General features: G+C 68.0%; 19 protein-coding genes and 5 pseudogenes. 12 read left to right on the forward strand and 12 right to left on the reverse strand.

Going from position 1 to position 24,261, the window contains the following annotated elements; genetic code table 11:
• Positions 1-867, reverse strand: an 867-nt coding sequence (gene dapE, locus BN4332_RS12945) for a succinyl-diaminopimelate desuccinylase (RefSeq protein WP_066898807.1), incomplete at its 3' end; no start/stop codon positions are given.
• Between the two features lie 34 nt (positions 868-901).
• Between dapE and dapD the strand changes: the two genes are divergently transcribed.
• Positions 902-1,846, forward strand: a complete 945-nt coding sequence (gene dapD, locus BN4332_RS12950) for a 2,3,4,5-tetrahydropyridine-2,6-dicarboxylate N-succinyltransferase (RefSeq protein WP_066898842.1) — start codon at positions 902-904, stop codon at positions 1,844-1,846.
• Positions 1,847-2,320: 474 nt separating this feature from the next.
• Here dapD and BN4332_RS12960 read toward each other — a convergent pair whose 3' ends face one another.
• Together BN4332_RS12960 and BN4332_RS12965 are read right to left on the reverse strand one after the other, a co-directional pair.
• A complete protein-coding gene (locus BN4332_RS12960; protein WP_066898808.1) occupies positions 2,321-2,668 on the reverse strand; it encodes a VOC family protein in 348 nt (115 codons plus the stop codon).
• The gene (locus BN4332_RS12965) at positions 2,659-4,065 is read right to left on the reverse strand and encodes an acyl-CoA synthetase (RefSeq protein ID WP_066898843.1); all 1,407 of its coding nucleotides are present in this window, start codon (positions 4,063-4,065) and stop codon (positions 2,659-2,661) included. The genes BN4332_RS12960 and BN4332_RS12965 overlap by 10 nt, the downstream gene beginning before the upstream one ends.
• Before the next feature lie 81 nt (positions 4,066-4,146).
• On the opposite strand from BN4332_RS12965, the gene BN4332_RS12970 reads away from it, so the two are divergent.
• The 3 genes from BN4332_RS12970 to BN4332_RS12980 are packed head-to-tail and all read left to right on the forward strand — an operon-like array spanning position 4,147 to position 6,275.
• Complete coding sequence (locus BN4332_RS12970; RefSeq protein ID WP_066898844.1) at positions 4,147-4,653, forward strand: DUF309 domain-containing protein; 507 nt, start codon at positions 4,147-4,149, stop codon at positions 4,651-4,653.
• A gap of 7 nt (positions 4,654-4,660) precedes the next feature.
• On the forward strand, positions 4,661-5,209 hold the full coding sequence (locus tag BN4332_RS12975; protein ID WP_066898809.1) for an NUDIX domain-containing protein: 549 nt from the start codon (positions 4,661-4,663) through the stop codon (positions 5,207-5,209).
• 34 nt (positions 5,210-5,243) lie between these two features.
• A complete protein-coding gene (locus tag BN4332_RS12980) occupies positions 5,244-6,275 on the forward strand; it encodes an isopenicillin N synthase family dioxygenase (protein ID WP_066898810.1) in 1,032 nt (343 codons plus the stop codon).
• 9 nt (positions 6,276-6,284) lie between these two features.
• Here BN4332_RS12980 and BN4332_RS12985 read toward each other — a convergent pair whose 3' ends face one another.
• Together BN4332_RS12985 and pruA are read right to left on the reverse strand one after the other, a co-directional pair.
• Positions 6,285-7,244 carry a proline dehydrogenase family protein gene (locus tag BN4332_RS12985; RefSeq protein ID WP_066898811.1) on the reverse strand — a complete coding sequence of 320 codons (960 nt, stop codon included), beginning with the start codon at positions 7,242-7,244 and terminating at the stop codon, positions 6,285-6,287.
• A 2-nt stretch (positions 7,245-7,246) separates the two neighbouring features.
• Positions 7,247-8,875 (reverse strand): L-glutamate gamma-semialdehyde dehydrogenase, encoded by a 1,629-nt coding sequence (gene pruA, locus BN4332_RS12990; protein ID WP_066898812.1) that lies wholly within the window; start codon positions 8,873-8,875, stop codon positions 7,247-7,249.
• Between the two features lie 333 nt (positions 8,876-9,208).
• On the opposite strand from pruA, the pseudogene BN4332_RS34340 reads away from it, so the two are divergent.
• The 4 genes and pseudogenes from BN4332_RS34340 to BN4332_RS13015 all read left to right on the forward strand — a co-directional run.
• A pseudogene (locus BN4332_RS34340) lies at positions 9,209-9,577 on the forward strand (helix-turn-helix domain-containing protein); the annotation flags it as partial.
• Between the two features lie 84 nt (positions 9,578-9,661).
• Complete coding sequence (locus BN4332_RS13000; RefSeq protein WP_066898814.1) at positions 9,662-10,231, forward strand: DUF6199 family natural product biosynthesis protein; 570 nt, start codon at positions 9,662-9,664, stop codon at positions 10,229-10,231.
• A gap of 86 nt (positions 10,232-10,317) precedes the next feature.
• Positions 10,318-11,802, forward strand: coding sequence for a carotenoid oxygenase family protein (locus tag BN4332_RS13005; RefSeq protein ID WP_066898815.1), 1,485 nt, complete (start codon positions 10,318-10,320; stop codon positions 11,800-11,802).
• Between the two features lie 266 nt (positions 11,803-12,068).
• Positions 12,069-12,332, forward strand: a pseudogene (locus BN4332_RS13015) (response regulator transcription factor); the annotation flags it as partial.
• 14 nt (positions 12,333-12,346) lie between these two features.
• Here BN4332_RS13015 and dapC (BN4332_RS13020) read toward each other — a convergent pair.
• The 3 genes and pseudogenes from dapC (BN4332_RS13020) to fdxA all read right to left on the reverse strand — a co-directional run.
• Positions 12,347-13,339 (reverse strand): annotated as a pseudogene (dapC, locus tag BN4332_RS13020) (succinyldiaminopimelate transaminase); the annotation flags it as partial.
• Between the two features lie 40 nt (positions 13,340-13,379).
• On the reverse strand, positions 13,380-14,480 hold the full coding sequence (gene dapC / locus BN4332_RS13025; protein ID WP_066898816.1) for a succinyldiaminopimelate transaminase: 1,101 nt from the start codon (positions 14,478-14,480) through the stop codon (positions 13,380-13,382).
• A gap of 29 nt (positions 14,481-14,509) precedes the next feature.
• Positions 14,510-14,833, reverse strand: a complete 324-nt coding sequence (gene fdxA, locus BN4332_RS13030; RefSeq protein WP_066898817.1) for a ferredoxin — start codon at positions 14,831-14,833, stop codon at positions 14,510-14,512.
• Between the two features lie 263 nt (positions 14,834-15,096).
• Between fdxA and BN4332_RS13035 the strand changes: the two are divergent.
• Positions 15,097-16,150: pseudogene (locus tag BN4332_RS13035) on the forward strand (2,4-dienoyl-CoA reductase FMN-binding domain-containing protein); the annotation flags it as partial.
• Here BN4332_RS13035 and BN4332_RS35485 read toward each other — a convergent pair.
• Positions 16,143-16,235, reverse strand: a pseudogene (locus BN4332_RS35485) (YceI family protein); the annotation flags it as partial. The pseudogenes BN4332_RS13035 and BN4332_RS35485 overlap by 8 nt on opposite strands.
• A 177-nt stretch (positions 16,236-16,412) precedes the next feature.
• On the opposite strand from BN4332_RS35485, the gene BN4332_RS13045 reads away from it, so the two are divergent.
• On the forward strand, positions 16,413-16,994 hold the full coding sequence (locus BN4332_RS13045; RefSeq protein WP_074133054.1) for an excalibur calcium-binding domain-containing protein: 582 nt from the start codon (positions 16,413-16,415) through the stop codon (positions 16,992-16,994).
• Between the two features lie 26 nt (positions 16,995-17,020).
• Here the strand turns inward: BN4332_RS13045 and BN4332_RS13050 are convergent, their stop codons facing one another.
• A complete protein-coding gene (locus tag BN4332_RS13050; protein WP_066898818.1) occupies positions 17,021-19,609 on the reverse strand; it encodes a bifunctional FO biosynthesis protein CofGH in 2,589 nt (862 codons plus the stop codon).
• A 203-nt stretch (positions 19,610-19,812) separates the two neighbouring features.
• Here BN4332_RS13050 and BN4332_RS13055 point away from each other — a divergent pair, with 203 nt between their 5' ends.
• The gene (locus BN4332_RS13055) at positions 19,813-21,414 is read left to right on the forward strand and encodes a hypothetical protein (RefSeq protein ID WP_160110843.1); all 1,602 of its coding nucleotides are present in this window, start codon (positions 19,813-19,815) and stop codon (positions 21,412-21,414) included.
• A gap of 1 nt (position 21,415) precedes the next feature.
• Here the strand turns inward: BN4332_RS13055 and BN4332_RS13060 are convergent, their stop codons facing one another.
• Both BN4332_RS13060 and mshB read right to left on the reverse strand, forming a co-directional pair.
• On the reverse strand, positions 21,416-21,838 hold the full coding sequence (locus BN4332_RS13060; RefSeq protein ID WP_066898820.1) for a hypothetical protein: 423 nt from the start codon (positions 21,836-21,838) through the stop codon (positions 21,416-21,418).
• Positions 21,839-21,948: 110 nt separating this feature from the next.
• Positions 21,949-22,815 (reverse strand): N-acetyl-1-D-myo-inositol-2-amino-2-deoxy-alpha-D-glucopyranoside deacetylase, encoded by an 867-nt coding sequence (gene mshB / locus BN4332_RS13065; protein WP_066898821.1) that lies wholly within the window; start codon positions 22,813-22,815, stop codon positions 21,949-21,951.
• 78 nt (positions 22,816-22,893) lie between these two features.
• Here mshB and BN4332_RS13070 point away from each other — a divergent pair, with 78 nt between their 5' ends.
• Positions 22,894-24,177 carry a chloride channel protein gene (locus BN4332_RS13070; protein ID WP_066898822.1) on the forward strand — a complete coding sequence of 428 codons (1,284 nt, stop codon included), beginning with the start codon at positions 22,894-22,896 and terminating at the stop codon, positions 24,175-24,177.
• The last annotated feature ends 84 nt before the right edge of the window (positions 24,178-24,261 follow it).

Genomic DNA, 24,261 nt, shown 5'->3' on the forward strand with positions numbered 1-24,261 from the left:
GGCGGCGGGTTTGGCCAGCCCGGGCAGCGCGCCCGCCGCCGCGTCGGTCAGCACGATGGCGACGTCGAGGCCGTCGAACACCTCGTGCACGTGGGCGACGGCCTGCTCGATGCTGCGGTCAGGCGCGAACCGGAAGTTGACGGTCACCGCTGCGGCGTCGGGGATGACGTTGCCGGCGATGCCGCCGTCGATACGCACCGCCGACAGCCCTTCCCGGTACACGCAGCCGTCGATGTCGACGTTGCGGGGCTGGTAGCTGCTCAACCGGTCCAGCACCGCGCCGAGTTTGTGAATGGCGTTGTCGCCCAGCCAGGAACGCGCCGAGTGAGCGCGGGTGCCGGCGGCGCTGACGACGACACGGATGGTGCCCTGGCAACCCGCTTCGATGAATCCGCCCGAAGGTTCGCCGAGGATCGCGACGTCGGCCTGCAGCCAGTCGGGCAGCTCGCGCTCGATACGGCCGAGGCCGTTGGCGCTCGACTCGATCTCCTCGCAGTCGTACATCACCAGGGTGAGGTCGTGGCTGGGTTCGGCGATGGTGGCGGCCAGGTGCAGGAACACCGCATCGCCGGACTTCATGTCCGAGGTGCCGCAACCCCAGATCTCGCCGCCTTCCATGCGGCTCGGCAGGTTCTCGGCGGCGGGCACCGTATCGATGTGGCCGGCCAACATCACCCGCGACGGGCGGCCGAGGTGGGTCCGGGCCAGCACCGCATCGCCGTTGCGGATCACCTCGAAGTGCGGGGCCTGAATTCGCAGCGCGGTCTCGATCTCGTCGGCGATGCGTTGTTCGTGCCGCGATTCGCTGGGGATGTCCACCAAAGCAGCGGTCAGCGCGATCGGATCGGCTCGCAGGTCTAGCCCCATGGTGTCCGAGGCTAGTCCAGTAACCTTGGCCAACGTGACTGCAGCATCTGGCGTCGGCCTGGCCACCATCACCGCCGACGGGACCGTCCTGGACACCTGGTTTCCCGCCCCCGAGCTGAGCGCCGCCGGCGAGGCCGGCACGGTGAAGCTGACCGGCGAGGATGTTCCTGCCGAGTTCTCCGACGTGATCGGCTCCGACGCAGACCGCGGTGTCGAGGTGGTGGCGGTGCGTACCACGATCACCGACCTCGCGGACAAACCGGCCGACACGCACGACGTGTGGCTGCGGCTGCACCTGCTTTCCCACCGGCTGACCAAGCCGCACGAGGCCAACCTCGACGGCATCTTCGGCCTGCTGACCAACGTGGTGTGGACGAACTTCGGCCCGTGCGCGGTCGAGGGCTTCGAGTCCGTGCGGGCGAGGTTGCGTCGCCGCGGGGCCGTCGCCGTCTACGGCGTGGACAAGTTCCCGCGGATGGTCGACTACGTGCTGCCGTCGGGCGTCCGGATCGCCGATGCCGACCGGGTCCGTCTGGGCGCGCACCTGGCGGCGGGGACGACGGTCATGCACGAGGGCTTCGTGAACTTCAACGCAGGCACGCTGGGCACCTCGATGGTCGAGGGCCGGATCTCGGCCGGTGTCGTGGTCGACGACGGCTCCGACGTCGGTGGCGGCGCATCGATCATGGGCACGCTGTCCGGCGGCGGCAAAGAGGTGATCAAGGTGGGCAAGCGCTGCCTGCTGGGCGCCAACTCCGGCCTGGGCATCTCGCTCGGCGATGACTGCGTGATCGAGGCCGGGCTCTATGTCACCGGCGGCACCAAGGTCACCACGGCCGACGGGCAGACCACCAAGGCCATCGAACTCTCCGGGGCCAGCAACCTGCTGTTCCGCCGCAACTCGCTGTCAGGCGCGGTCGAGGTCGTCAAGCGCGACGGCACCGGCATCACGCTCAACGAGGCGCTGCACGCCAACTAATCCAGACAGCCGAACGTTGGCTTGTGTGTCAAAGTTCGAGGAAATCTGACACACAAGCCAACGTTCGAGCTGGCTCAGGCCGGCTCAGGTGCAGGGAATCCCACCCGGGCCACCGATCCAGTGACCAGGCGGGGATGGCCAGGGGCACCACTTCTTGACCTGCCCGGGCGGCAGGATAGGGCCCGGCTTCCAATCGACCCAGCCCGGACCCGGAACCCACGGAATGCGGGGGCCGGGGTCAGCCTGCGCTGAGGCCGCACCCAACCCGAGGGATCCGGCACCCAGCGCACCGGCGATCACTGCTGTTCCCGCGATCTTCTTGAGATTCACGTGTGGCCTCCAAACATCGGCAGGTTGACGTGCACTTTTCTAATCCCTCTATCGCCCAACGTACGCCTTTTGTTAACGCGCCGACGGAGCCGAGTATTTCGGGCGAACGCGGCATGTTGACCGGCAGACCCGCACGCTCGCGGGCTAACGGGCGGCCAGGATGCAGAACTCGTTGCCCTCGGGGTCGGCGAGCACGACCCAGGTCTGTTCGCCTTGCCCGACGTCGACGCTGCGGGCACCCAGGCCGATCAGTCGGTCGACCTCGGCCTGCTGATCGTCGGGAGTGAAGTCGAGGTGGACGCGGTTCTTGACCACCTTGTCGTCGGGCACCGCGGCGAACAGCCAGGTCGGTCCGGTGCCGGCGGGCGGGGTCAGCACCACATCGCCCTCGGCGTCGGTTTCCCACGGCCAGCCGAGCACCTCCGACCACCAGGCACCCAATGCCGCCGGGTCGTGCGCGTCGATGCAGATTTCGGAGAACCTCAACCCCATTGGGCCAGCTCCTTTTTCATCACCTTGCCCATCGCGTTGCGGGGCAGGCTGTCGACGAGCCGCACCTCACGCGGGCGCTTGTGTGCTGAAAGCTGTTGGGCGACAAACTCGATCAAGATGTCGGGGGCGGCACTACCGACGACGAACGCCACGATGCGCTGCCCGAGGTCATCGTCTGGCACGCCGACCACTGCCACCTCGTCGACACCGTCGTGGCCCAGCAGCACGGTTTCGATCTCACCGGCACCGATGCGGTATCCGCCGGATTTGATCAGGTCCACCGACTCACGGCCGACGATGCGGTGCATGCCGGCCGAGTCGATGACCGCGACGTCTCCGGTGCGGTACCAACCGTCCGCGTCGAACGCCTCCGCGGTGGCCTCCGGCCGGTTCAGATAACCGTCGAACACCATGGGGCCCTTGATCTGCAGCCGCCCGATGGATTCCCCGTCGTGCGGCACGGGGGCGCCTTCGTCGTCGACGAGCCGGGTCTCCACCCCGGCCAGTGGCAACCCCACCCAGCCGGGCCTGCGGTCCCCGTCCACCCGAGTGCTCAGGGTGATCAGCGACTCGGTGCTGCCATAGCGCTCCACCGGCGCATGCCCGGTCAACCGCACCAGCTCGTCGAACACCGGAACCGGAAGCGGCGCGCTGCCGGAGACCAGGAGTCGCGCCGTGGACAACGCCAGCGCGGAGTCGAGATCCTTGACCACCCGGGACCACACCGTCGGCACGCCGAAGTACAGCGTGCCCTGAGCCTCCGCGTAGGCAGCCGGGGTGGGTTTCCCGGTGTGTACGAAGCGGTTTCCGATCCGCAGCGATCCGAGCAGGCCGAGCACCAGGCCGTGCACATGGAACAGCGGAAGCCCGTGCACCAGGGTGTCGTCCGCGGTCCATTGCCAGGCGGCAGCCAGCGCATCGATATCGGCGGCGATCGCCTGGCGGCTGATCGGTACGCCCTTGGGCGCCCCGGTGGTACCGGAGGTGTACATGATGATCGCGGTCGATGCCGGCGACGGCTCGGGATAGCGGTGCCAGGACCGGGCGTGCAGCCGGACCGGGATGTGCGGCAATCCCTCGGTCTCCTCGGGCCGCTCCCCCAGCCAGGCCTGGGCACCCGAGTCGGTGAGGATGTGACGACGCTCGGCCGCGCCCACATCGGCGGGGACCGGGACGACGGGCACGCCCGCGATCAGGCAGCCGATGATGGCGAGGACGGTCGTCGCACTCGGTGTCGCCAGGACCGCGACGCGCTGCGCGACGGCGACGCGCTCGGCGACCGATGTGGCGGCACCGATCAGGTCGCTGCGGCTCAGGACGGCACCGTCGATGCGGACCGCGTCATCGATATCGGCACCGGCGGCGACGGCAGCGGGGTTCAGGGAAGCCAGCAACACGCATGTGAGGCTACCGGCGAACCGCCCACCGTTCGGCACGTGCGCTCGACAGGCGGCGAAGTTGTCGACACGCTGGTTCCCATGGGGACCACAGCGGAGCGCGACCGCGATGACGCCGGCCGGCCACGCAGTACACGTCCGCGCGATGCCCTCGGCAGGCCCTTGCCCTACGGAAGTGCGGGCGTTGCCCGGATTCCCGACGATCTGGAGCTCGCTCCGGCCGACACTCTGGCTTACGCCCAACGTCTGCTCGACCGTGGCCAGGCGTTCAGCGCACACGAGGTTCTCGAGGCGGCGTGGAAGAACGGCCCGGAGCACGAACGTTCGCTCTGGCAGGGGCTGGCGCAGCTGGCTGTCGGTATCACCCACGTACAGCGGGGCAACCGGGTCGGGGCCGCGGCACTGCTGCGGCGGGCATCGACGCGGCTGTCGGCCGTCGGTTCGCCCGCGCCGTACGACGTCGACGTGGCCGGCCTGGTCACCTACGCCGACGATCTCGCCGCACACCTCGACAACGACCTCGACCGCACCGCAGACGTCCCCGAACAGCGCCTACGTCCCCGTCTCGTCGGAAACCCGGCGGGATAATGGGGCGATGGGAACGATCCGGCAGACTGCCACCCGCGAGGTGTACCGGAACGACTGGCTGACGCTGCGCGAGGACGCCATCGTTCGCCCCGACGGCAGCACCGGCATCTACGCGGTGGTGGACAAACCGACCTATGCCCTGGTGATCCCGTGCGACGGCGATCGGTTCCACCTCGTCGAACAGTTCCGGTATCCACTGGGCCTGCGGCGCTGGGAGTTTCCCCAGGGCACCGCACCCGAACGGCAACACCTCGATCCGGAAGCCCTGGCTCACCGCGAGTTACGTGAGGAGACCGGGCTACGGGCCGAGCGCATGGAGCGTCTCGGCCAACTCGACGTGGCGGCGGGCATGAGCAGCCAGCGCGGCTGGGTGTTCCTGGCCACCGGGCTCAGCGAGGGGGCTCACGAACGCGAGCTCGAGGAGCAGGACATGCACAGCGCGTGGTTCTCCGGCGACGAGGTGGAACGCATGATGCGAGACGGTGAGATCACCGACGCCCAGACCATCGCCGCGTGGGCATTTCTCATGTTGCGCACGAGCGAAATTCGCGATTGACATCAACTGCGGTTGAGGTTCTACGGTCGAGCGCGTGACCCAATCAGAGGTAATCGTCGACCAGGTCGTTCTTCGGGACGGCTTCGTTCCGCTGATCGATATCAGCAGCGCCCGCAATGGCGACCAGCGCCAACGCCAGGCGGTGGCCGACGCCATCGGCCGGTGCTGTGAGACCAGCGGCTTCCTACTGCTCGTCGGCCACGGCGTGCCCGACGATGTAATCGCCGACGTCAAGCGCGAATTGCGCGAGTTCTTCTACCTACCGCAGGCCACCAAGGATCAGCTGAGGGCGGATCCCACCGACCCACTGGCCCGCGGATACAGCAGCGCGGGCAACCTGGCGGCCACGAATGACGGCGCCGATATCGAGGCGGAGCACCAAACACCGGACCAGGTAGAGAAATTCGTCCACTTCCCACTCGGCAACCCCGAAGAAGGCATGTACGGTCCGGGCTGGACCGACGAACGCGTCTTCATCGAAGAGCGCTGGCCCGACACCGGCTTCCGAGCCGCCTACGAACGCTATTACGCCGAGATGTCCACACTTGCCACTGAGTTGTCCCGGTTGTTCGCCCTGGCGCTCGGCCTGCGTGAGGACTGGTTCGACGGGTTGATCGACCGCCACAACTCCAACCTGATGGCCAATTACTACCCGGCTGATGACCAGCCCGCGGGACACGTCCGGCTGAGCCAGCACAGTGACTGGGGAAACCTCACGATCCTGCTCCAGGACGAGTCCCAGCGCGGGCTGCAGGTTCTCGATGACGACGGCGAATGGCTTGACGTGCCGTTGGTTTCGGGGGCGTTCGTCATCAACATAGGGGATCTGCTGGCGCGGTGGACCAACGACCGGTGGGTCAGCACGGTGCACCGGGTGGTGAGCACGGGAGCCCCCACCGCCGAACGGTTCAGCCTTCCGTTCTTCCATCAGCCCAACTTCGACGCCGTCATCGAATGCATCCCGACGTGCGCGACACCGGACAACCCGCCGCGCTACGAGCCGGTGGTTTCCGGGCCGTATCTGCTGAACAAGTTCAAGATCGCCTATGACCTGAAGCCTGAGTAGGGTTGCGGTTCAGCGCCGTTCGGCCAGGGCACGCAGGAAGAACATGAGGTTGGCGGGACGTTCGGCCAAGCGCCGGACGAAGTAGCCGTACCACTCGTCACCGAAGGGCACGTACACCCGGACGTGGTTGCCCGCCTCGGCCAGGCGGCGCTGTTCGGCATCGCGGATGTTGTAGAGCATCTGGTACTCGAAACCGTCTACCCCGCGACCGAATTCGCGGGCCAGGGCCGGCACCGCGTCGATGATCACCGGGTCGTGCGAGGCCACCATCGGGTAGCCCGATCCGGCCATCAGGACCCGTAGGCAGCGCAGATAGGAGTCGGTGACGTCGGCGGCGTCCCGGTAGGCCACCGAGGCCGGCTCGTCGTAGGCGCCCTTGCACAACCGGATGCGGGCTCCGGACGCCGCGAACTCGCGGCAGTCTGCTTCGGTCCGGTGTAGGTAGGCCTGCAGAACCGTGCCCAGCCAGTCGAACTCGGTGCGCAGGTCACGCACGATCGCCAGGGTCGAGTCGGTGGTGGTGTGGTCTTCGGCGTCCACCGTCACCCAAGCCCCCACCTCCCGAGCCTTGGCGCAGATGGTGTGCGCGTTCTCGTAGGCGATCTTCTCGCCGTCGCGGGGCAGCGCCTGGCCCAGGGCCGAGAGTTTCAACGAAACCTCGAGCGGTCGCACCGTCGTGTCGGCGTCGCCACGTCGCGCCAAGCCGTCGAGCAGGGCCAGGTACGCCTGCACAGTCCGCTCGGCGTCGTCGACACTGGACGTGTCCTCACCGAGATAGTCCACGGTGACGAACCGTCCCGAATCTCGCAGTGCACCAACGGTGTAGAGCGCATCGGGAATCGTCTCCCCGGCGACGAACCGGTCCACGACCTTTCGGGTGACCGGCAGACGCTCGGCCGTGCGGCGCAGCCGCGGCGATCGGGACGCGGCCAGGATCGCCGGGCGGCCAACCCGCTGAAAGATTCCCATCGTCAGGCCTCCATGTGCGGGTAGGTGTGGTTGGTGGGCGGCACGAAGGTCTCCTTGATGGAGCGGGCCGAGGTCCAGCGCAGCAGGTTCTGCGCCGAGCCGGCCTTGTCATTGGTGCCCGAGGCGCGCGACCCGCCGAACGGCTGCTGACCGACCACCGCACCGGTCGGCTTGTCGTTGACGTAGAAGTTGCCTGCCGCATTGCGCAGCCGGTCGGCGGCGGTGAGCACCGCCTCCCGATCATCGGCGATCACCGCGCCGGTCAGGGCGTAGCGCGCGCCGGTGTCGACGACGTCGAGGATCCGGTCGTATTCGGCGTCGGGATAGACGTGCACGGCCAGGATCGGACCGAAGTACTCGGTGGAGAACGCCTCGTCGGTCGGGTCGTCGGACAGCAGCACGGTGGGCCGCACGAAATAGCCTTCGCTGTCGTCGTATTCACCGCCTGCGACGATGGTGACACCCGCGGCGCCCTTGGCCCGCTCGATGGCGTCCACATTCTTGGTGAAGGCACGCTCGTCGATCACCGCGCCGCCGTAGTTGGTGAGGTCGGTGACGTCCCCGTAGGGCAGTTCGGAGGTGGCCGAGAGGAAGTCGTCACCCATCTGGTTCCACACCGACCGCGGGATGAAGGCCCGCGACGCCGCCGAGCATTTCTGCCCCTGATAGTCGAAGGCGCCGCGAATCAGGGCGGTGCGCAGCACATCCGGGCGGGCCGAGGCGTGTGCGACGACGAAGTCCTTGCCTCCGGTCTCGCCCACCAGCCGCGGATAGGTGTGGTAGCGGTCGATGTTGTTGCCGACCTCGCGCCACAGGTGCTGGAAGGTGGCGGTCGATCCGGTGAAGTGGATACCGGCCAGGCGCGGATCGGCCAGCGCCACATCCGAAACGGCGATCCCGTCGCCGGTCACCAGGTTGATCACCCCGGGCGGCAACCCGGCGGCCTCCAGTAGCTGCATGGTCAGATAGGCGGCGAATGTCTGCGTGGGCGACGGCTTCCACACCACGGTATTGCCCATCAGGGCGGGAGCGGTGGGCAGATTGCCCGCGATGGCGGTGAAGTTGAACGGCGTGATGGCGTAGACGAAGCCTTCCAGCGGCCGGTGGTCGGTGCGGTTCCAGACGCCGGGACTGCTGATCGGCTGCTGGGCCAGGATCTGGCGCGCGAAGGCGACGTTGAACCGCCAGAAGTCGATCAGCTCGCACGGGGCGTCGATTTCGGCCTGGTAGGCGGTCTTGGACTGCCCGAGCATGGTGGCCGCGGCGATCTTCTCCCGCCACGGCCCCGACAACAGGTCGGCCGCCCGCAGGAACACGGCCGCGCGCTCGTCGAACGGCAGCCGAGCCCAGTCGTGCTTGGCGGCCAGCGCGGCGTCGATGGCCGCCCTCGCGTCGGAGTGTTCGGCGTTGGTCAGGATCCCGAGCCGCGCTGAGTGGCGGTGCGGCTGCACCACGTCGATGCGGGAGCCGCCACCCATGGCGTGTTTGCCACCGATGACGTGAGGCAGGTCGATCGGGGCGCCGGCGAGGTCGCCGAGCGCGGTGGTCAGGCGGGCGCGTTCGCCCGAACCGGGTGCGTAGTCATGAACCGGCTCGTTGGCCGGCAACGGCACGTTGGTGATGGCATCCATGCCTCCAGAATCCCCGAAGTGACCCACACAACACTTGTCTGAACGGACAACACTCTACGCTCCTGCTAGTAGCATCCGACAACATGCGGGTAACCGGGGTCAGCCTGGGCCAACTACTGTTGGCCCTGGACGCCACGCTGGTCCGGCTGGTACAGGCGCCTCGTGGCCTGGACCTCCCGGTGGCCTCGGCCGCCCTCATCGATTCCGACGACGTGCGGCTGGGGCTGGCGCCGTCCGCCGGATCGGCCGACGTGTTCTTCCTGCTCGGGGTGTCCGAATCGGACGCGCTGCGCTGGGTCGAACAACAGAGCGCGCGTCGGCCGCNCGGCGGGTGCGCGCGCCGACGTGGACCGGGTGCTGGACAGCGCCGAACGCCATCCGGGGACGCTCGCCGCCGTCACCTCTCTGGCCGAGGCCCGCACCACGGTGCTGCTCGACGAAATCGTCACCGCGATCGCCGCCGACGAGAGGCTGATCGACCCTCGGGTGCGGACACTGCGGACCGACGAGCCGGTGCTGGCCGAAACCCTTGGCGTGTACCTGGATTGCTTCGGTGATGTCGCGACGGCCGCCCAGCACCTGCACGTGCACCCCAACACTGTGCGGTACCGAATCCGTCGGGTCGAGCAGTTGCTCGGCGCCTCGCTCAACGAGGCCGACGTGCGGCTGCTGCTGGCGTTGAGCCTGCGGGCCACCGCCTGAGGCCACCGAAATTGGTGCGCCGGGCCGCGGTGCGCGTCGCCCAGAATGGCAGCGGAGACCGTTCGACGTTCGGGAGGAGCCGCCATGCTGCTGCTGGGCATCCTGTGTTTTCTCATCGCCGCCGCGCTGGTCTACTTCGCCCTGCGCCCCGAGCTCGCTTTCCATCTCGATGAGGGCTGGAAGTTTCGCGGTAAGACCGAGCCGTCGGAGGCCTACATCGCGGTCAACGGTGTCGGCCGGATCATCGCGGCCATCGTCGCGGTGGTGGTGGGTATCGCCTGCATCGGGCAGTACTTCAGCGAGAAGAGCCAGGCGCGCGAGGAGAAGCAGCAGGCCGACCTCTATGCCGTGGCCGAGCAGCGGTGTGAATCCGAGGTGAAACCCAGGTTCAACGAGGCCATCAAGTGGGACAACGGGAAGATCGCCAATCCCGATGAGCTGCACGCGCTGGCGCAGACCCTCAACGTCGAGATCGAGATCAAGTCGAGTTCCGCACCCGGGCTCAACCGCACGAGCATCCCGACCAGCAACATGTTTGTGCGTGACCCGACGTTGCCGAAGTACCACGACACGCTGCTGTATTACAGCGGGTTGCCGTCGCATCTCAGGGTGATGGCAGAGCCCGTAGAGTGCTCCGTCGCTCCTCCGCGCTGACCGCCCGTGCTGTCCATCGTTCGGTTGACAGACGAATCAGCCGTGAAGTCGTCGCGCGCGGGCGCCCGGAGGAGCACCGTAGCGGTATGACTACCGCAGCGATTCAGCAAGAATCCGAGCATCCGTTTCTGAGTGGAAACTTCGCTCCGGTGCACGACGAGGTCACGGTCACCGACCTCAAGGTCACCGGAACCATTCCGGATTACCTCGATGGGCGTTACCTGCGTATCGGCCCCAATCCGTTGCGGGCGCCTGACCCGCGGCACTACCACTGGTTCCTCGGCGACGGAATGGCACACGGGATCCGGCTGCGCGACGGCATGGCGACTTGGTATCGCAACCGGTGGGTGCGCTCGTCGTCGGTGGCGCGCGAACTCGGCGAGCAGTGGGCGGGCGGTGCGCATTCGGCCGGCTTCGATTTCGCGACCAACACCAACATCATCGGGCATGCCGGTAAGACCTTGGCACTGACCGAGGCCGGTGTGCGGCCCTACGAGCTCACCGAGGAGCTCGATACCGTCGGCCCGACCGATTTCTGCGGAACCCTGTTCGGCGGCTACACCGCCCATCCCAAGCACGACCCGAAAACCGGTGAGCTGCACGCGGTCTCATACAACCCACTGCGCGGCAACCTGATGCGCTACACGGTGACCGGGGTGGACGGCCGGGTACGGCGCGCGGTCGACATCCCGCTGCCGGCGCAGACGATGATGCACGACTTCACGCTTACCGAGAAGTACGTGGTGATCTATGACCTGCCGGTGATCCTCGACCTGACCACCGCGGTCAAGCACGCTCCGGCGCGCGCGGTTGCCCGGCTGCTCACTCGATTGGCCACCCGCCACGCGACGCCGGGCTTCGTGCTGCGTGCGGCGATGCGCGGATCCGAACGCTCCGCACTGCCGCCGACGGGAATGCCCTATCGCTGGACACCCGAGCACGGTGCCCGCGTCGGGGTGATGCCGCGGGAGGGCTCGGCCGCAGACATCCGGTGGTTCGAGGTGGAGCCGTGCTACGTATTCCACGCGCTCAACGGCTATGACCTCACCGGCCCGGACGGTGCACAGATCGTGCTCGACGTGGTCCGCCACCCGTCGGTGTTCACCACCGGCGACCAGCTGTTCACCGACTCGATCACGTTGGACCGCTGGACGATTGACCTGGGTACGGGTCGAGTACACGAGCAGCGCCTGCACGACCAGGCGCAGGAGTTCCCGCGGGTGGACGAACGGCTGGTCGGCCGCGAGCACCGGTACGGCTACACCGTCGGCCTCGCCGCGGGACCGGGCGCCGCCCCGGGCGGCATCCTGCGCCACGATCTGCGCGAGGGCAGCGCCGAGCGGGTCGAGTTCGGGGCCGGCCGCGAACCCGGTGAGTTCGTCTTCGTCCCGTCGTCACCGGACGCCGACGAGAACGACGGTGTGGTGATGGGTTTCGTCTACGACCACGCCGAGAATCGCAGCGATCTCGTGTTGCTCGACGGACAGACCCTGGCACCCGTTGCGACCGTGCACATTCCGGTGCGGGTTCCCCATGGGTTCCACGGCAATTGGGTGCCATCGGACGGTTAGCATCGGCAGATGACCGAAAACGGTCCGTCCACCACCGGCAGGCCGGCTCTGCGCGAGCCGTCGGACTGGCACTGGATGTGGGAGGTCTACGTCTGCGGGTTGTGTGGCGCAGCGATCGTCGCGGTAGTGGTGCTGCACGACCGCTTCGGCGGGAACATCCCGGTGGCCTGCGGCGCGCTCGCGGCCATCATCGCGATCGTCCTGACCTTCGGACGCAATGTCATTCGCGTCGCCGATCCGATCGTCGGTCCCGTTCGGGTACGNCCGCGCGCGGCAAGACCGTGTTGGCCCCCGGGGTCGCCGACCGGCTGGTCAACGCGGTCCGCGCCCCGGCGGTGACGCTGTCGGTACGGGAGGCGGAGGTGCTGGCGCTGGTGTCCACGGGCGCCACCAATGCCGATATCGGCCGCGCCCTGCACATCAGCGAGGCCACGGTGAAGACGCATCTGCTGCGGGCGTTCCACAAACTCGGGGTGTCCGACCGCACCGCGGCGGTCACCACGGCGATGTCGCTGGGGTTGCTCGGGTAGCGCGCTTCTTGCCGCTAGGCCAGCCGTGCCACGGCGGCGGCGATCCGCTCGTCCGTCGCCGTCAACGCCACCCGCACATAGAGCGAACCGGTGGGACCGTAGAACTCCCCTGGCGCGACCAGGATCCCGCGCTCGGCCAACCACGTGAGGGTGTCGCGGCACGGTTCGCCGCGGGTGGCCCACAGGTACAGGCCGGCCTCGGAGTGCTCCACAGTGAATCCGGCCGCCTGCAGGGCGGGCAACAGCACCGCACGGCGCCGCGCATAGCGCTCACGCTGCACGGCCTCGTGCTCGTCGTCGTCGAGGGCGGCCACCATCGCGGCCTGCACCGCTGTCGGCACCATCATCCCGGCGTGCTTGCGCACCGCCAGCAACTCGGCCACCACGGCGGGATCCCCCGCGACGAAACCGGCGCGGTACCCGGCCAGTGACGAGGTCTTGGACAGGGAGTGCACCGCCAGCAGCCCGGTGTGGTCGCCGTCGCAGACCGCCGGGTGCAGCACGCTGAACGGCTCGGCCTCCCAGCTCAATCCCAGATAGCACTCGTCGGAGGCGATCAGCACGCCGCGGTCGCGAGCCCAGGACACCACCTTGCGCAGGTGGTCCACCCCGAGCACGCGGCCGGTGGGGTTGCTCGGCGAGTTCAGGTAGATCAGCGCCGGCACCTGCGGCCCGAGCTGGGTCAGCGAATCGGCACGCAGCACCTGGGCCCCCGCCAGCAGGGCACCCACCTCGTAGGTGGGATACGCCAGTTCCGGGACGACGACGGCGTCGCTCGGGCCGATCGCGAGCAACGTCGGCAGCCAGGCGATCAGCTCCTTGGTGCCGATCACCGGCAGCACGGCGTCCGGCGCCAGATCGGTGATGCCGTACCGGCGCCGCAGGGCGGCCTCGGCCGAAGCACGCAGCGCCGGGGTGCCTGCCGTCGTCGGATAGCCGGGGGCCGAACTGGCCGCGGCCAGGGCGTCGCGGATCACCGGCGCGACCGGGTCTACCGGAGTACCTACCNATGTCGCTGGGGTTGCTCGGGTAGCGCGCTTCTTGCCGCTAGGCCAGCCGTGCCACGGCGGCGGCGATCCGCTCGTCCGTCGCCGTCAACGCCACCCGCACATAGAGCGAACCGGTGGGACCGTAGAACTCCCCTGGCGCGACCAGGATCCCGCGCTCGGCCAACCACGTGAGGGTGTCGCGGCACGGTTCGCCGCGGGTGGCCCACAGGTACAGGCCGGCCTCGGAGTGCTCCACAGTGAATCCGGCCGCCTGCAGGGCGGGCAACAGCACCGCACGGCGCCGCGCATAGCGCTCACGCTGCACGGCCTCGTGCTCGTCGTCGTCGAGGGCGGCCACCATCGCGGCCTGCACCGCTGTCGGCACCATCATCCCGGCGTGCTTGCGCACCGCCAGCAACTCGGCCACCACGGCGGGATCCCCCGCGACGAAACCGGCGCGGTACCCGGCCAGTGACGAGGTCTTGGACAGGGAGTGCACCGCCAGCAGCCCGGTGTGGTCGCCGTCGCAGACCGCCGGGTGCAGCACGCTGAACGGCTCGGCCTCCCAGCTCAATCCCAGATAGCACTCGTCGGAGGCGATCAGCACGCCGCGGTCGCGAGCCCAGGACACCACCTTGCGCAGGTGGTCCACCCCGAGCACGCGGCCGGTGGGGTTGCTCGGCGAGTTCAGGTAGATCAGCGCCGGCACCTGCGGCCCGAGCTGGGTCAGCGAATCGGCACGCAGCACCTGGGCCCCCGCCAGCAGGGCACCCACCTCGTAGGTGGGATACGCCAGTTCCGGGACGACGACGGCGTCGCTCGGGCCGATCGCGAGCAACGTCGGCAGCCAGGCGATCAGCTCCTTGGTGCCGATCACCGGCAGCACGGCGTCCGGCGCCAGATCGGTGATGCCGTACCGGCGCCGCAGGGCGGCCTCGGCCGAAGCACGCAGCGCCGGGGTGCCTGCCGTCGTCGGATAGCCGGGGGCCGAACTGGCCGCGGCCAGGGCGTCGCGGATCACCGGCGCGACCGGGTCTACCGGAGTACCTACCGAAAGGTCGACGATCCCGTCGGGGTGCGAGCGCGCCAGGGCCGTGACGTCGGCCAGGGTGTCCCATGGGAACTCTGGCAGAACCGCCGAACGACGCTGTCGCACCACGTCAGTCTCGAAGCCGGATTCGACCGCGCTCAGTCCTCGGCCTTGGCCGGCAGATCCTTGATGACCTGCGGATCATTGTCGGTCTGGCCGACCTTGGAGGCACCGCCCGGCGAGCCCAGCTCCGCGAAGAAGTCGGCGTTGGCCTGCGCGTAGTTGCTCCACTGGTCCGGCACATCGTCTTCGTAGTAGATGGCCTCGACAGGGCAGACCGGTTCGCATGCGCCGCAGTCCACACACTCGTCGGGGTGGATGTACAACATGCGTCCGCCCTCGTAGATGCAATCGACGGGGCATTCCTCGATGCATGCCTTGTCTTTGACGTCGACGCAGGGTTCGGCAATGACGTACGTCACTGATGTCTCTCCTGTCCAGTGGGCTGCTGGGCTCGGTGGTCGGGACTCTGATGAGTTCGACGTCACAGTATGCGTTGCCCATACTTGGACGCTCGTCTCAGTGTGCCCTAACTTCACGCGCCGCCCATTTATGAGTGGCGCGTAGTAACTGATACTAAACGTTGCAGATACACCTCGCCTAGTCGCCACGTCGAATACCGAGCCACTCACGAGATTCAGTCAATTAGTTGCATAGGACCGTCGGTCCCACCTACTCTGCGGACATGGGGCTGGCGTATCCGAACCTTCTGTCACCGTTGGACCTTGGCTTCACCACGCTGCGCAACCGGGTGGTGATGGGCTCGATGCACACCGGCCTCGAGGACCGCGCCGGCGACACCGCGAAATTGGCCGAGTACTTCGCCGAGCGGGCCCGCGGCGGCGTCGGGCTGATCATCACCGGCGGCTACGCGCCGAACAAGACCGGATGGCTGCTGCCGTTCGCCTCGCAGCTGGTGTCCTCCGCTGAGGCCCGCCGCCACCGCCGCATCACCGGCGCCGTGCACGAGGCCGACGGCAAGATCCTGCTGCAGATCCTGCACGCCGGACGCTATGCCTATCACCCACTTTCGGTCAGCGCCTCGTCGATCAAGGCGCCGATCAACCCATTTCGTCCGCGCGCCTTGTCGCCCCGCGGCGTGCGATCCACCATCGATGACTTCGTCCGCTGCGCCCTGCTGGCCCGCGAGGCCGGTTACGACGGTGTCGAGATCATGGGCAGCGAGGGCTATCTGATCAACCAGTTCCTGGCGCCGCGCACCAACAAGCGAACCGACGCATGGGGTGGCACGCCGGAAAAGCGCAGGCGCTTCCCGGTCGAGATCGTGCGCCGGGTCCGCGAGGCCGTCGGCTCCGATTTCGTCATCTGCTATCGCATGTCGATGGCCGACTACGTCGAGGACGGCCAGAGCTGGGACGAAATCGTCGCACTGGCAACGGAAGTCGAGGCCGCCGGGGCGACCGTCATCAACTCCGGTTTCGGCTGGCACGAGGCCCGGGTGCCGACGATCGTCACGTCGGTGCCCAACAGCGCGTTCGTCGATATCAGCAGCGCGCTGGCCGAACACGTGAACATCCCGGTGGTGGCGTCCAACCGCATCAACATGCCGCAGACCGCCGAACAAATCCTCGCCGAGACGCACGTGCAGTTGATCTCGATGGCGCGGCCATTGTTGAGCGATCCGGACTGGGTGCTCAAGGCCGCCGAGGAGCGCACCGATGAGATCAACACGTGCATTGCCTGCAATCAGGCCTGCCTCGACCACGCNACCATGAGGTGGCGGACCGAAAAGTTGATCGATGAATGCACACGGTCGATGGCCCAGGTGCCCGCGGTCAGGTCGGTGGCTACTGCGACGGTCATGGTGTCTCCTTGGTTCGTGAGCCGGTCGGTCCGGCACCTTCACCACAGATTAACCGGACCGTGGTCCGATTCAATTCCCGAGTTTCGCGATTTTTCTGCCGATCTCCGAAATCAGGGCGCATCATGCTCTGATCCGCAATTTGCGTCACTGTCAATTCGACGATCGGATCCCCAGGTATGCGCATTCTCATCGCCGCCGTGGCATGTGCCGCAGCAACGGCCGGCCTCACCACGGCCCCCATCGCCGGTGCCTATCCGAATTGCGCTGCGGCCCGCGCCGCCGGCGCCGCTCCCCTCTACGCGGGCCAACCCGGCTACAGCTCGAAGCTGGACCGTGACGGCGACGGCGTCGCATGTGAGACCGGTGGCGGCGGGAGTGGGTCCGTATCGAGCAGCGGCGGCCTCCCGCTGTACGGCAGCCCTCCGGCGCCGGTCGCGACGGGCCCGGCCACTCAGGCCCCGTCAGCCCCCGCCGCCGCCGGCCTCGGCTACACCACGGTCGTCACGTGGACGGGCGCGGATTGCATCGACATCACCGCGCCGTCTGGTGCGGCGGGCACGCTGCAGACCGTGTCGCACTGCGGCGGCCGGGCCGAGTTGGTCAGCAATGGCGTCGGTGACCAGATGGTGGGTGCCGATCCGGTCATCGACGCCGGCAGTCTGTCCTGCGAGATTCTCGACGGGCGGTTGATGGACTCCGGTATCGCGGGCGACGGGCACGACGTCAACTGCCTGACCCGCGCGAGCGCGCTGTCGTAGCCCGCCGCAGGGCCGGCAGAGACGGGTCAGGCGGCCAGCGGCGAGTAATCGGTCGTGCGCTGGCGGGCCGGGCGGCCGATGCCCTCGGCGATCGCGACGAGTTCGGCCACCGTCTTGGCCGAGCCGTTCTCCGAGCCGGCCATCCGGGAGATGGTCTCCTCCATCAACGTGCCGCCGAGATCGTTGGCACCGCCGCGCAGCATCACCTGGGTGCGCTCGGTGCCGAGCTTGACCCACGACGTCTGGATGTGAGAGATCCTGCCGTGCAGCATGATTCGGGCCAGCGCGTGCACGGCCCGGTTGTCACGGTGCGTCGGCCCGGGACGCGCGCCTCCGGCCAGGTACAGCGGCGAGGACTGGTGCACGAACGGCAGCGGCACGAACTCGGTGAAGCCCCCGGTCCGGTCCTGGATCGACCGCAGCACGTTGAGGTGCCCGACCCAGTGCTTCGGGGTGTCCACGTGGCCGTACATCATCGTCGAGGATGACCGCAGCCCGACTTCGTGCGCGGTGGTCACCACGTTGATCCACTCCGACGTCGGCAGCTTGCCCTTGGTGAGCACCCAGCGCACCTCGTCGTCGAGGATCTCGGCGGCCGTGCCGGGAATGGTGTCCAGCCCGGCCTCACGCAGCGAGGTCAGCCACTCGCGCACCGACAGCCCGCTGCGGGTGACACCGTTGGCGATCTCCATGGGCGAGAAGGCGTGCACGTGCATCGACGGCACCCGTGCCTTGACCGCGCGCACCAGGTCGGCATAGCCGGTGACGGGCAGTTCCGGGTCGATGCCGCCCTGCATGCACACCTCGGTCGCCCCGGCGACGTGCGCCTCCCAGGCCCGGTCGGCGACCTCGTCGGTGGACAGCGAGTAGGCGTCGGCGTCACCCTTGCGCTGCGCGAACGCGCAGAACCGGCAACCGGTGTAGCAGATGTTGGTGAAGTTGATGTTGCGGTTGACGACGAACGTGACGTCATCGCCGACGGCGTCGCGACGCAGCGAATCGGCCAGTGCGGTAACGGCTTCCAGCGCGGGCCCGTCGGCGGTGGCCAGGGCGAGATACTCGTCGTCGCTGCAGCCACCCGGATCGCGTTCGGCGGATCGCAGCGCGGCCAGCACGTCGGTGTCGATACGTTCGGGCGCCCGCGCGGCCAGCTCGTGCACCTTGGCGCGGATCGACTCCCAATCGCCGAATGCGCTGTCCAGGTCACTGCGGGTCTCGGTGAGCCGGCCCTCGGAGTCGATCGCGGCGTGCAGATCGATGCGGCCCAGCGAACCGGCTTCGTCGGGTTCTTGCCACTGCAGGCCCACCGGGTTCACGTCGAGGGCGAATCCGGTGTCCGGATCGGCCAGCGCGTCGACATGGCCACGCACCCGCGGATCGATCCACGCCGCACCGGCCTGCACGTACTGCGGTTGCGCGGTGAGTCGCTGGACCAGGTCATAACCCGCCTCGGCGGTGACGTCGGCCAGATCGTCCAACGCGGGCCAGGGCCGCTCGGGGTTGACGTGATCGGGGGTCAACGGTGACACTCCACCCCAGTCGTCGACGCCGGCACCGATGAGGGCCAGGCACTCGTCACGCGACACCAGATTCGGCGGCGCCTGGATGCGCATCTTGGGGCCGAGCACCAGGCGCGTCACCGCGATCGTCGCCAGGAAATCGTCGATCCCGGCGTCGGGCGTCGACGCCATCGCCGTGTGGTCCTTGGCCCGGAAGTTCTGCACGATGACTTCCTGCACGTGCCCGAACTCTTTGTGCGACTTGCGAATCGCGTGCATGGTCTCGGCACGTTCGGTCAGCGTCTCGCCGATGCCCACCAGTAGGCCGGTGGTGAACGGAATCGAGAGCCGGCCGGCGTCGTCGAGGGTGCGCAGTCGCACCGCCGGATCCTTGTCCGGGCTGCCGTAGTGCGCCTCACCCTTGACCTCGAACAGGCGCCGTGAGGTGGTCTCCAGCATCATGCCCATCGACGGAGCCACCGGCTTGAGGCGAGACAGCTCCGACCAGCTCATCACGCCGGGGTTCAGGTGCGGCAGTAGCCCGGTCTCTTCGAGCACCCGGATGGCCATGGCCCGCACGTAATCCAGCGTGGAGTCGTACCCTCGCTCGTCGAGCCACTGCCGGGCCTCGTCCCAGCGAGCTTCCGGCCGGTCGCCGAGGGTGAAAAGCGCTTCCTTGCAACCGAGCTCGGCGCCGCGGCGGGCGACCTCGAGGATCTCGTCGGGCTCCATGTACATACCCATGCCCTGCGCGCGCAGCTTGCCGGGCACGGTGACGAAGGTGCAGTAGTGGCAGGTGTCGCGGCACAGGTGTGTCACCGGGATGAACACCTTGCGCGAATAGCTGACCGGAAGCCGTCCGGTGGCCCCGCGCCGGCCCGCGGATTCCAGTCCGGCGTCGCGCACCCGGGCGGCACTGGCACATAAGTCGGCCAGATCGTCGCCGCGGGCCGTCATCGCGATGGCGGCTTCGTCGACATTGAGCGCCACGCCGTCACGAGCCCGGCGCAAGACCCGCCGTAAGGCCCCCGGAGTGGTCGGCGCACTCGGCACCGTGGATCTCGGTGGGACGGCCGGGATGGGCAGATCGGCGCCGCGCTGGGGGTTCAGAGCCACTCCCGTGTAACCCCGTCGTTGTGCACAATCATCCACGCGTCTCACATTCTGAAATCAATGCGCCCGACATACCGGCCACAGTAGACCCAGCACGTCAACGGAGTGCGCGGCCCATCCGGGACACAGGCGATAAAGATGCGGCGATCAGGTTTCCGACCGCGTAAGTTATTTCCGTCGGGAAAGGAGAGACCGGAGGAGCCGTGATGTCCACATCTGTTCGTACGTATCTGGTGGCCGGCGCCGCCGCAGCCACTGCCACCGCCATCGCCCTCACCCCGGTACAGGCAGCCCCGGCCGATATCGCGGTCCCCGCGCAACCGACCTCCACCCAGCCGCAACTGACCCAGGCGATGGTCGACCTGCTGGCCGCGGCGAGCCGGATGACGGCCGCCGTCGCTCCCAGGATCTCGAGCCAGACCGGTGACGCACCCGCATCGGCTCTTGCCCCGGCGGCCACGGTCACCGGCGATGTCGGGGTGCAGAACGCCGCGAGCGATTGGCTGACGTCGGGATACGAGTTCATCCAGTACTGGGTGGATTATGGCGTCGAGCTCGCCGAATGGGCGGTCGACTGGGTTCCCTACGGCTATCTCATCGGTGACCAGATCGACATCTTCTACTGGGATCTGATCCGGCCGATCGCCAACGCCATCTTCTACCAAGCGGTCGTGCCGATCGTGAACGATCCGCTGAACCTCAGCGTGTGGTGGGACGGCATCGGCAGTGCGATCGGGACCTCGATCAACGCCGGCATCAACTTCGGCCTCGCCGAACTCGACTACTTCTTCGGCTGGATCCTGCCGCCGCTGCCGCCGCTGCCCGGGCTCGCCACCGAAGCCACCACCCTCGCGGCTACCCAGTCGTTGTTCCCGAACCTGCGCAACGTGATCGGCGATGTCGTGCTGCCGCCGGCGGACTTCGTGACCGATGCGGCGGTGAACACCATCAACGGCGCGTACGGCGTCGTGCACAACGCGGCCAACTTCGTGGTCGACGGCGCCGATGACGTGCTGAACGCCCTGCGCCTCGGTTTCGTCAGCCGGCAGCTCGACATCAACTACGACTTGATCAGCGCACTGTCCAGCCAAGGCGTCGGCCTCACCACTGATCTGATCCAGGTTCCGGACCGCTACCTCAACGACGTGCTGGCCAATGGTGAGGGTCTCCTCGAGGCCCTCGGCACCGAGGCCCGGTTCGTCAGCAACAGCATCACGAGCCATGGCAGCGCGGCGCTCAACGCGTTCGGCAAGTACGTCGACGATCAGATCGACTACTTCACGCCCAGGCTCGCGGCGACCGAAGCCACCACCACCGCCGAGCTGACGAAGGTGCCGACGTCGGTGCGCGCGTCGCTGCAGGAGACCGTGGACCCGACGACGACGGAAGAGACCGAGACCGCGCCGAAGCCGGCGAGCCCGCTCTCCGGCAGCAGTCGCCAGGTCAGGGCCGGCGAGGTCCAGGAGCGGGTTCAGGAAGGGATCCAGAACGCGGTCGACGGGGCGAAGAAGGCCGGCGACGAGGCCCGCGAAGCGGCCAAGACCGTGGTGAACAACCTGACGCCGAAGGCCACGAGCAAGGAAAAGGCCAAGGACACCAAGGACGCCAAGGACGCCAAGGACGCCGAAGACAAGGCCACCCCGGTGTCGTCGAAGAAGTCGACCGACTCGGCTGACTCGAAGCCTTCGACTGAGAAGCCGTCGAAGGAAACCAAGCCGTCCAAGCCCAAGCAGTCCAAGGACAGCGGCAGCGACAAGTCGGGTAGCGACAAGTCGGGTAGCGATAAGTCGGGCGGCGACAAGAAGTGAGTCAGCCGCGGTAATGCCGCCGCAGCATCGCCGCCGGTGGTAACGCGCCGGCGGCGATGAATATCAGCGACCCGTAGGCCATCAGGCCGTTCCCGGCGAAGATGAGGTCGCCCCCGGGCCCGCCGAAGGTCATGGCCACCACGGTGGCCAGCCAGGTCCACAGAGGCAACGCGGCGATCCGCATCGAATCGGTCCAGTGGATGGCCGCCCACACCAGCGCGGTATTGAGCGCACCGGCGGCCAGCGCGCTGACCGGAAACGGGATCGGCCCGAGGTATGAAGGCAGCAGCAGTGCGCCTACGACGGCAGAGATGACGCCGTCAATCGCGAGAAGTGCCAGGACGACGCCGCCCGGCACGGGGTCTGAGCGCGGGGTCAGGTCGGGATGCTGTCGAGCAGACCGACCAGCGAACCCACCACCCACTGGAAGTTGTCCGCGCGGTCCTGCCAGTGCTGCAGATTCGGATCCAGATCGGGGTCCATGCATGTCCCTTCGACGCCTCTTTGTCCGGAGCTTACCGTGTCCGGTTTCGGCTATTGCAGATTCAGCCCGGCCAGCAGGTCGGTTTCCCACCCGCGCTGGTCGCGCTCACCGGCGTTGCCCGAAACCAGCACGTAGTGCTCTTCGCCGAGGATGGGCAGCGCGAGATTGTTGGACAGCGCGAAGGCACCGCCGTGATCGGCGACGGTGACCTGGGTGGCGTGGGCGCGCATCGCCGCGACCTTGGCCGGCAGCTGGGCCGTGGCGTCGACGACGGCGTCGATGCGATCGTCGCTGTAACCGAACGGCACATCGCCGACGTCGATTCGGATCCAGTCCTCGGGCACGTCCCGGATCGCTTGCAGGCCGGCGCGCATCGCGCTGCTGGCCATGACGGTCCAATAGAACTTCGGGACGGCCCAGCCGCCGTCCGCGGCAGCGGACACGGCCGCGGTCGTCACGCGGTGGGCTTGTTTGTGGTCGGGATGCCCGTAGCCGCCGTCGGGGTCGTACGTGACGACGACGTGCGGCCGCAGCTCCTCGATGATCGCCACCAGCTCGCCGACGGCTTCCCCTAGGTCCGCGTCGATGAACCGGCGGTACCTGCGGGCGGGCGAACCATCCATGCCCGAATCGCGCCAATGACCGGGGCCGCCGAGAAACCGTGGGGCGCCGATGCCGAGGGCACGCAGCGCCGCGGTCAGCTCGCTGATGCGGTACCCGCCGAGTTGGTCGGCGTGGTCGACGGCCAGCTGTGCGTAGTGGTCACCGATCACCTCGCCCTCCTCGCCGAGGGTGCACGTCACCACGTGCACGTCGGCGCCGAGCGCGGCGTAATGCGCGATGGTGCCGCCGGTGGTGAGGGTTTCGTCGTCCGGATGGGCGTGGACAAACAGCAGGCGCGGGGCTTCGTTGGGCATCGCCAGTGACGATAGCCGCGCGCGGGCGGCCGCGCAGAAAGACACCCGTCGCCGAAAAACGGCACATACATTCACGGGGTGAACCGGCGGGAGCTCGAGTTCGGCTGCAGCGTCATCGTCATCGGATTGTTGGCCGGCCTGGCCGGGATGGCGACCACCCTGCTGCTGCACCTCGTCGAACACCTCACCTACGCCTACTCTTTCGGCTCGCTGCTCGACGGGGTCACCGGTAGCAGCCCGGCGCGGCGCGCGGTCGGACCGATGATCGGCGGGGCGCTGGCCGGGTTCGGCTGGTGGCTGCTGCGCCGGCACTATCAGGTAACGGCCCTGGCATCGGCGATCGCCGATGACCGGTCGGTCGCGCGACTCCCGCTGACGCTCGATGCCGTGCTGCAGGTCCTCGTGGTGGGCTCGGGCGCCTCGTTGGGCCGCGAGGGTGCACCGCGCCAGATGGCCGTCGTTCTCGGCGACACCGGAACGTCGCGGTGGTCACTGACGCCACACGACCGCCAGATCCTGCTTGCCTGTGCCGCCGGCGCGGGCCTGGGCGCGGTATACGCCGTACCGGTCGGTGGCGCACTGTTCGCGATCCGGATCATGCTGCACACCTGGCACCCGAGGGCCGTCGGCGCGGCCCTGATCACGTCGTCGCTCGCGGTCGCGGTCGCCGCTCCCGTGACACACGTCCGTGCGCCGCTCGACTGGCCGGAACCCGAGTTGTCCTATCTGCTCACCGCTTTCGCGTTGATTCTGGCGCCGCTGGCTGTGGCCGTCGGCACCGCCTTCAACCGGATCATGTCGATGGTCCGTCCGGCCACACCGGTCACCTCGTGGCTGATCATTCCCGGCGTCGCCGGGGCCGGCCTGCTGGTCGGCCTGGCGTCCGTGTGGTGGCCCGAGCTGCCGGGCAACGGTAAGAGCATCCTGACGGTAAGCCTGAACAGCACGCTGACGCTCGGCTCGGCGGCAGCCATCCTGCTGCTGAAGCCCCTTCTCACCGCGATCTTCCTCCGCGCGGGAGCGGTGGGCGGCATGCTGACCCCGGCGCTGGCCACCGGCGCCGCACTGGGCTCCATCATCGCGCTGGCGATCAATACCTGGACCGGGCAGATCGTCAGCATCGCCGCGGTGTCGTTGACGTGTGCCGCCGGAGTGCTCGCCGTGACGCAGCAGGCACCGATCTGGGCGGCGCTGTTCGTCTGGGAACTCGCTCGCCCGCCGTGGTGGGTTTTGCTGCCGTTCCTGGCCGCCGCACTGGCCGCGCACGGGCTCCAATCACTCGCCGAGCGGCGCAACCAGGTGGTGGTGGACGGGGCGATGTCGGCCGAGAGGCACAACGAAATCCGTCGTCTTAGGAAGTGACCGAGACTGCCACTTAGTTGCTAACGCAAGCAGTACGGCGAATACCGGGACCGGTGGTCCCATTAGTGTCGCACGCCGCTTTTA

Source organism: Mycolicibacterium houstonense, assembly GCF_900078665.2.
In the GTDB taxonomy this organism is placed as follows: Bacteria; Actinomycetota; Actinomycetes; order Mycobacteriales; family Mycobacteriaceae; genus Mycobacterium; species Mycobacterium houstonense.

Coding starts and splice junctions, on each gene's coding strand:
- BN4332_RS13055 (WP_160110843.1), top strand. CDS start 19,813: ATGTCCACATCTGTTCGTACGTATCTGGTGGCCGGCGCCGCCGCAGCC.
- BN4332_RS13005 (WP_066898815.1), top strand. CDS start 10,318: ATGACTACCGCAGCGATTCAGCAAGAATCCGAGCATCCGTTTCTGAGT.
- BN4332_RS13045 (WP_074133054.1), top strand. CDS start 16,413: ATGCGCATTCTCATCGCCGCCGTGGCATGTGCCGCAGCAACGGCCGGC.
- BN4332_RS12985 (WP_066898811.1), bottom strand. CDS start 7,244: ATGGGAATCTTTCAGCGGGTTGGCCGCCCGGCGATCCTGGCCGCGTCC.
- pruA (WP_066898812.1), bottom strand. CDS start 8,875: ATGGATGCCATCACCAACGTGCCGTTGCCGGCCAACGAGCCGGTTCAT.
- BN4332_RS12975 (WP_066898809.1), top strand. CDS start 4,661: ATGGGAACGATCCGGCAGACTGCCACCCGCGAGGTGTACCGGAACGAC.
- BN4332_RS13000 (WP_066898814.1), top strand. CDS start 9,662: ATGCTGCTGCTGGGCATCCTGTGTTTTCTCATCGCCGCCGCGCTGGTC.
- BN4332_RS12970 (WP_066898844.1), top strand. CDS start 4,147: ATGGGGACCACAGCGGAGCGCGACCGCGATGACGCCGGCCGGCCACGC.
- mshB (WP_066898821.1), bottom strand. CDS start 22,815: ATGCCCAACGAAGCCCCGCGCCTGCTGTTTGTCCACGCCCATCCGGAC.
- BN4332_RS12960 (WP_066898808.1), bottom strand. CDS start 2,668: ATGGGGTTGAGGTTCTCCGAAATCTGCATCGACGCGCACGACCCGGCG.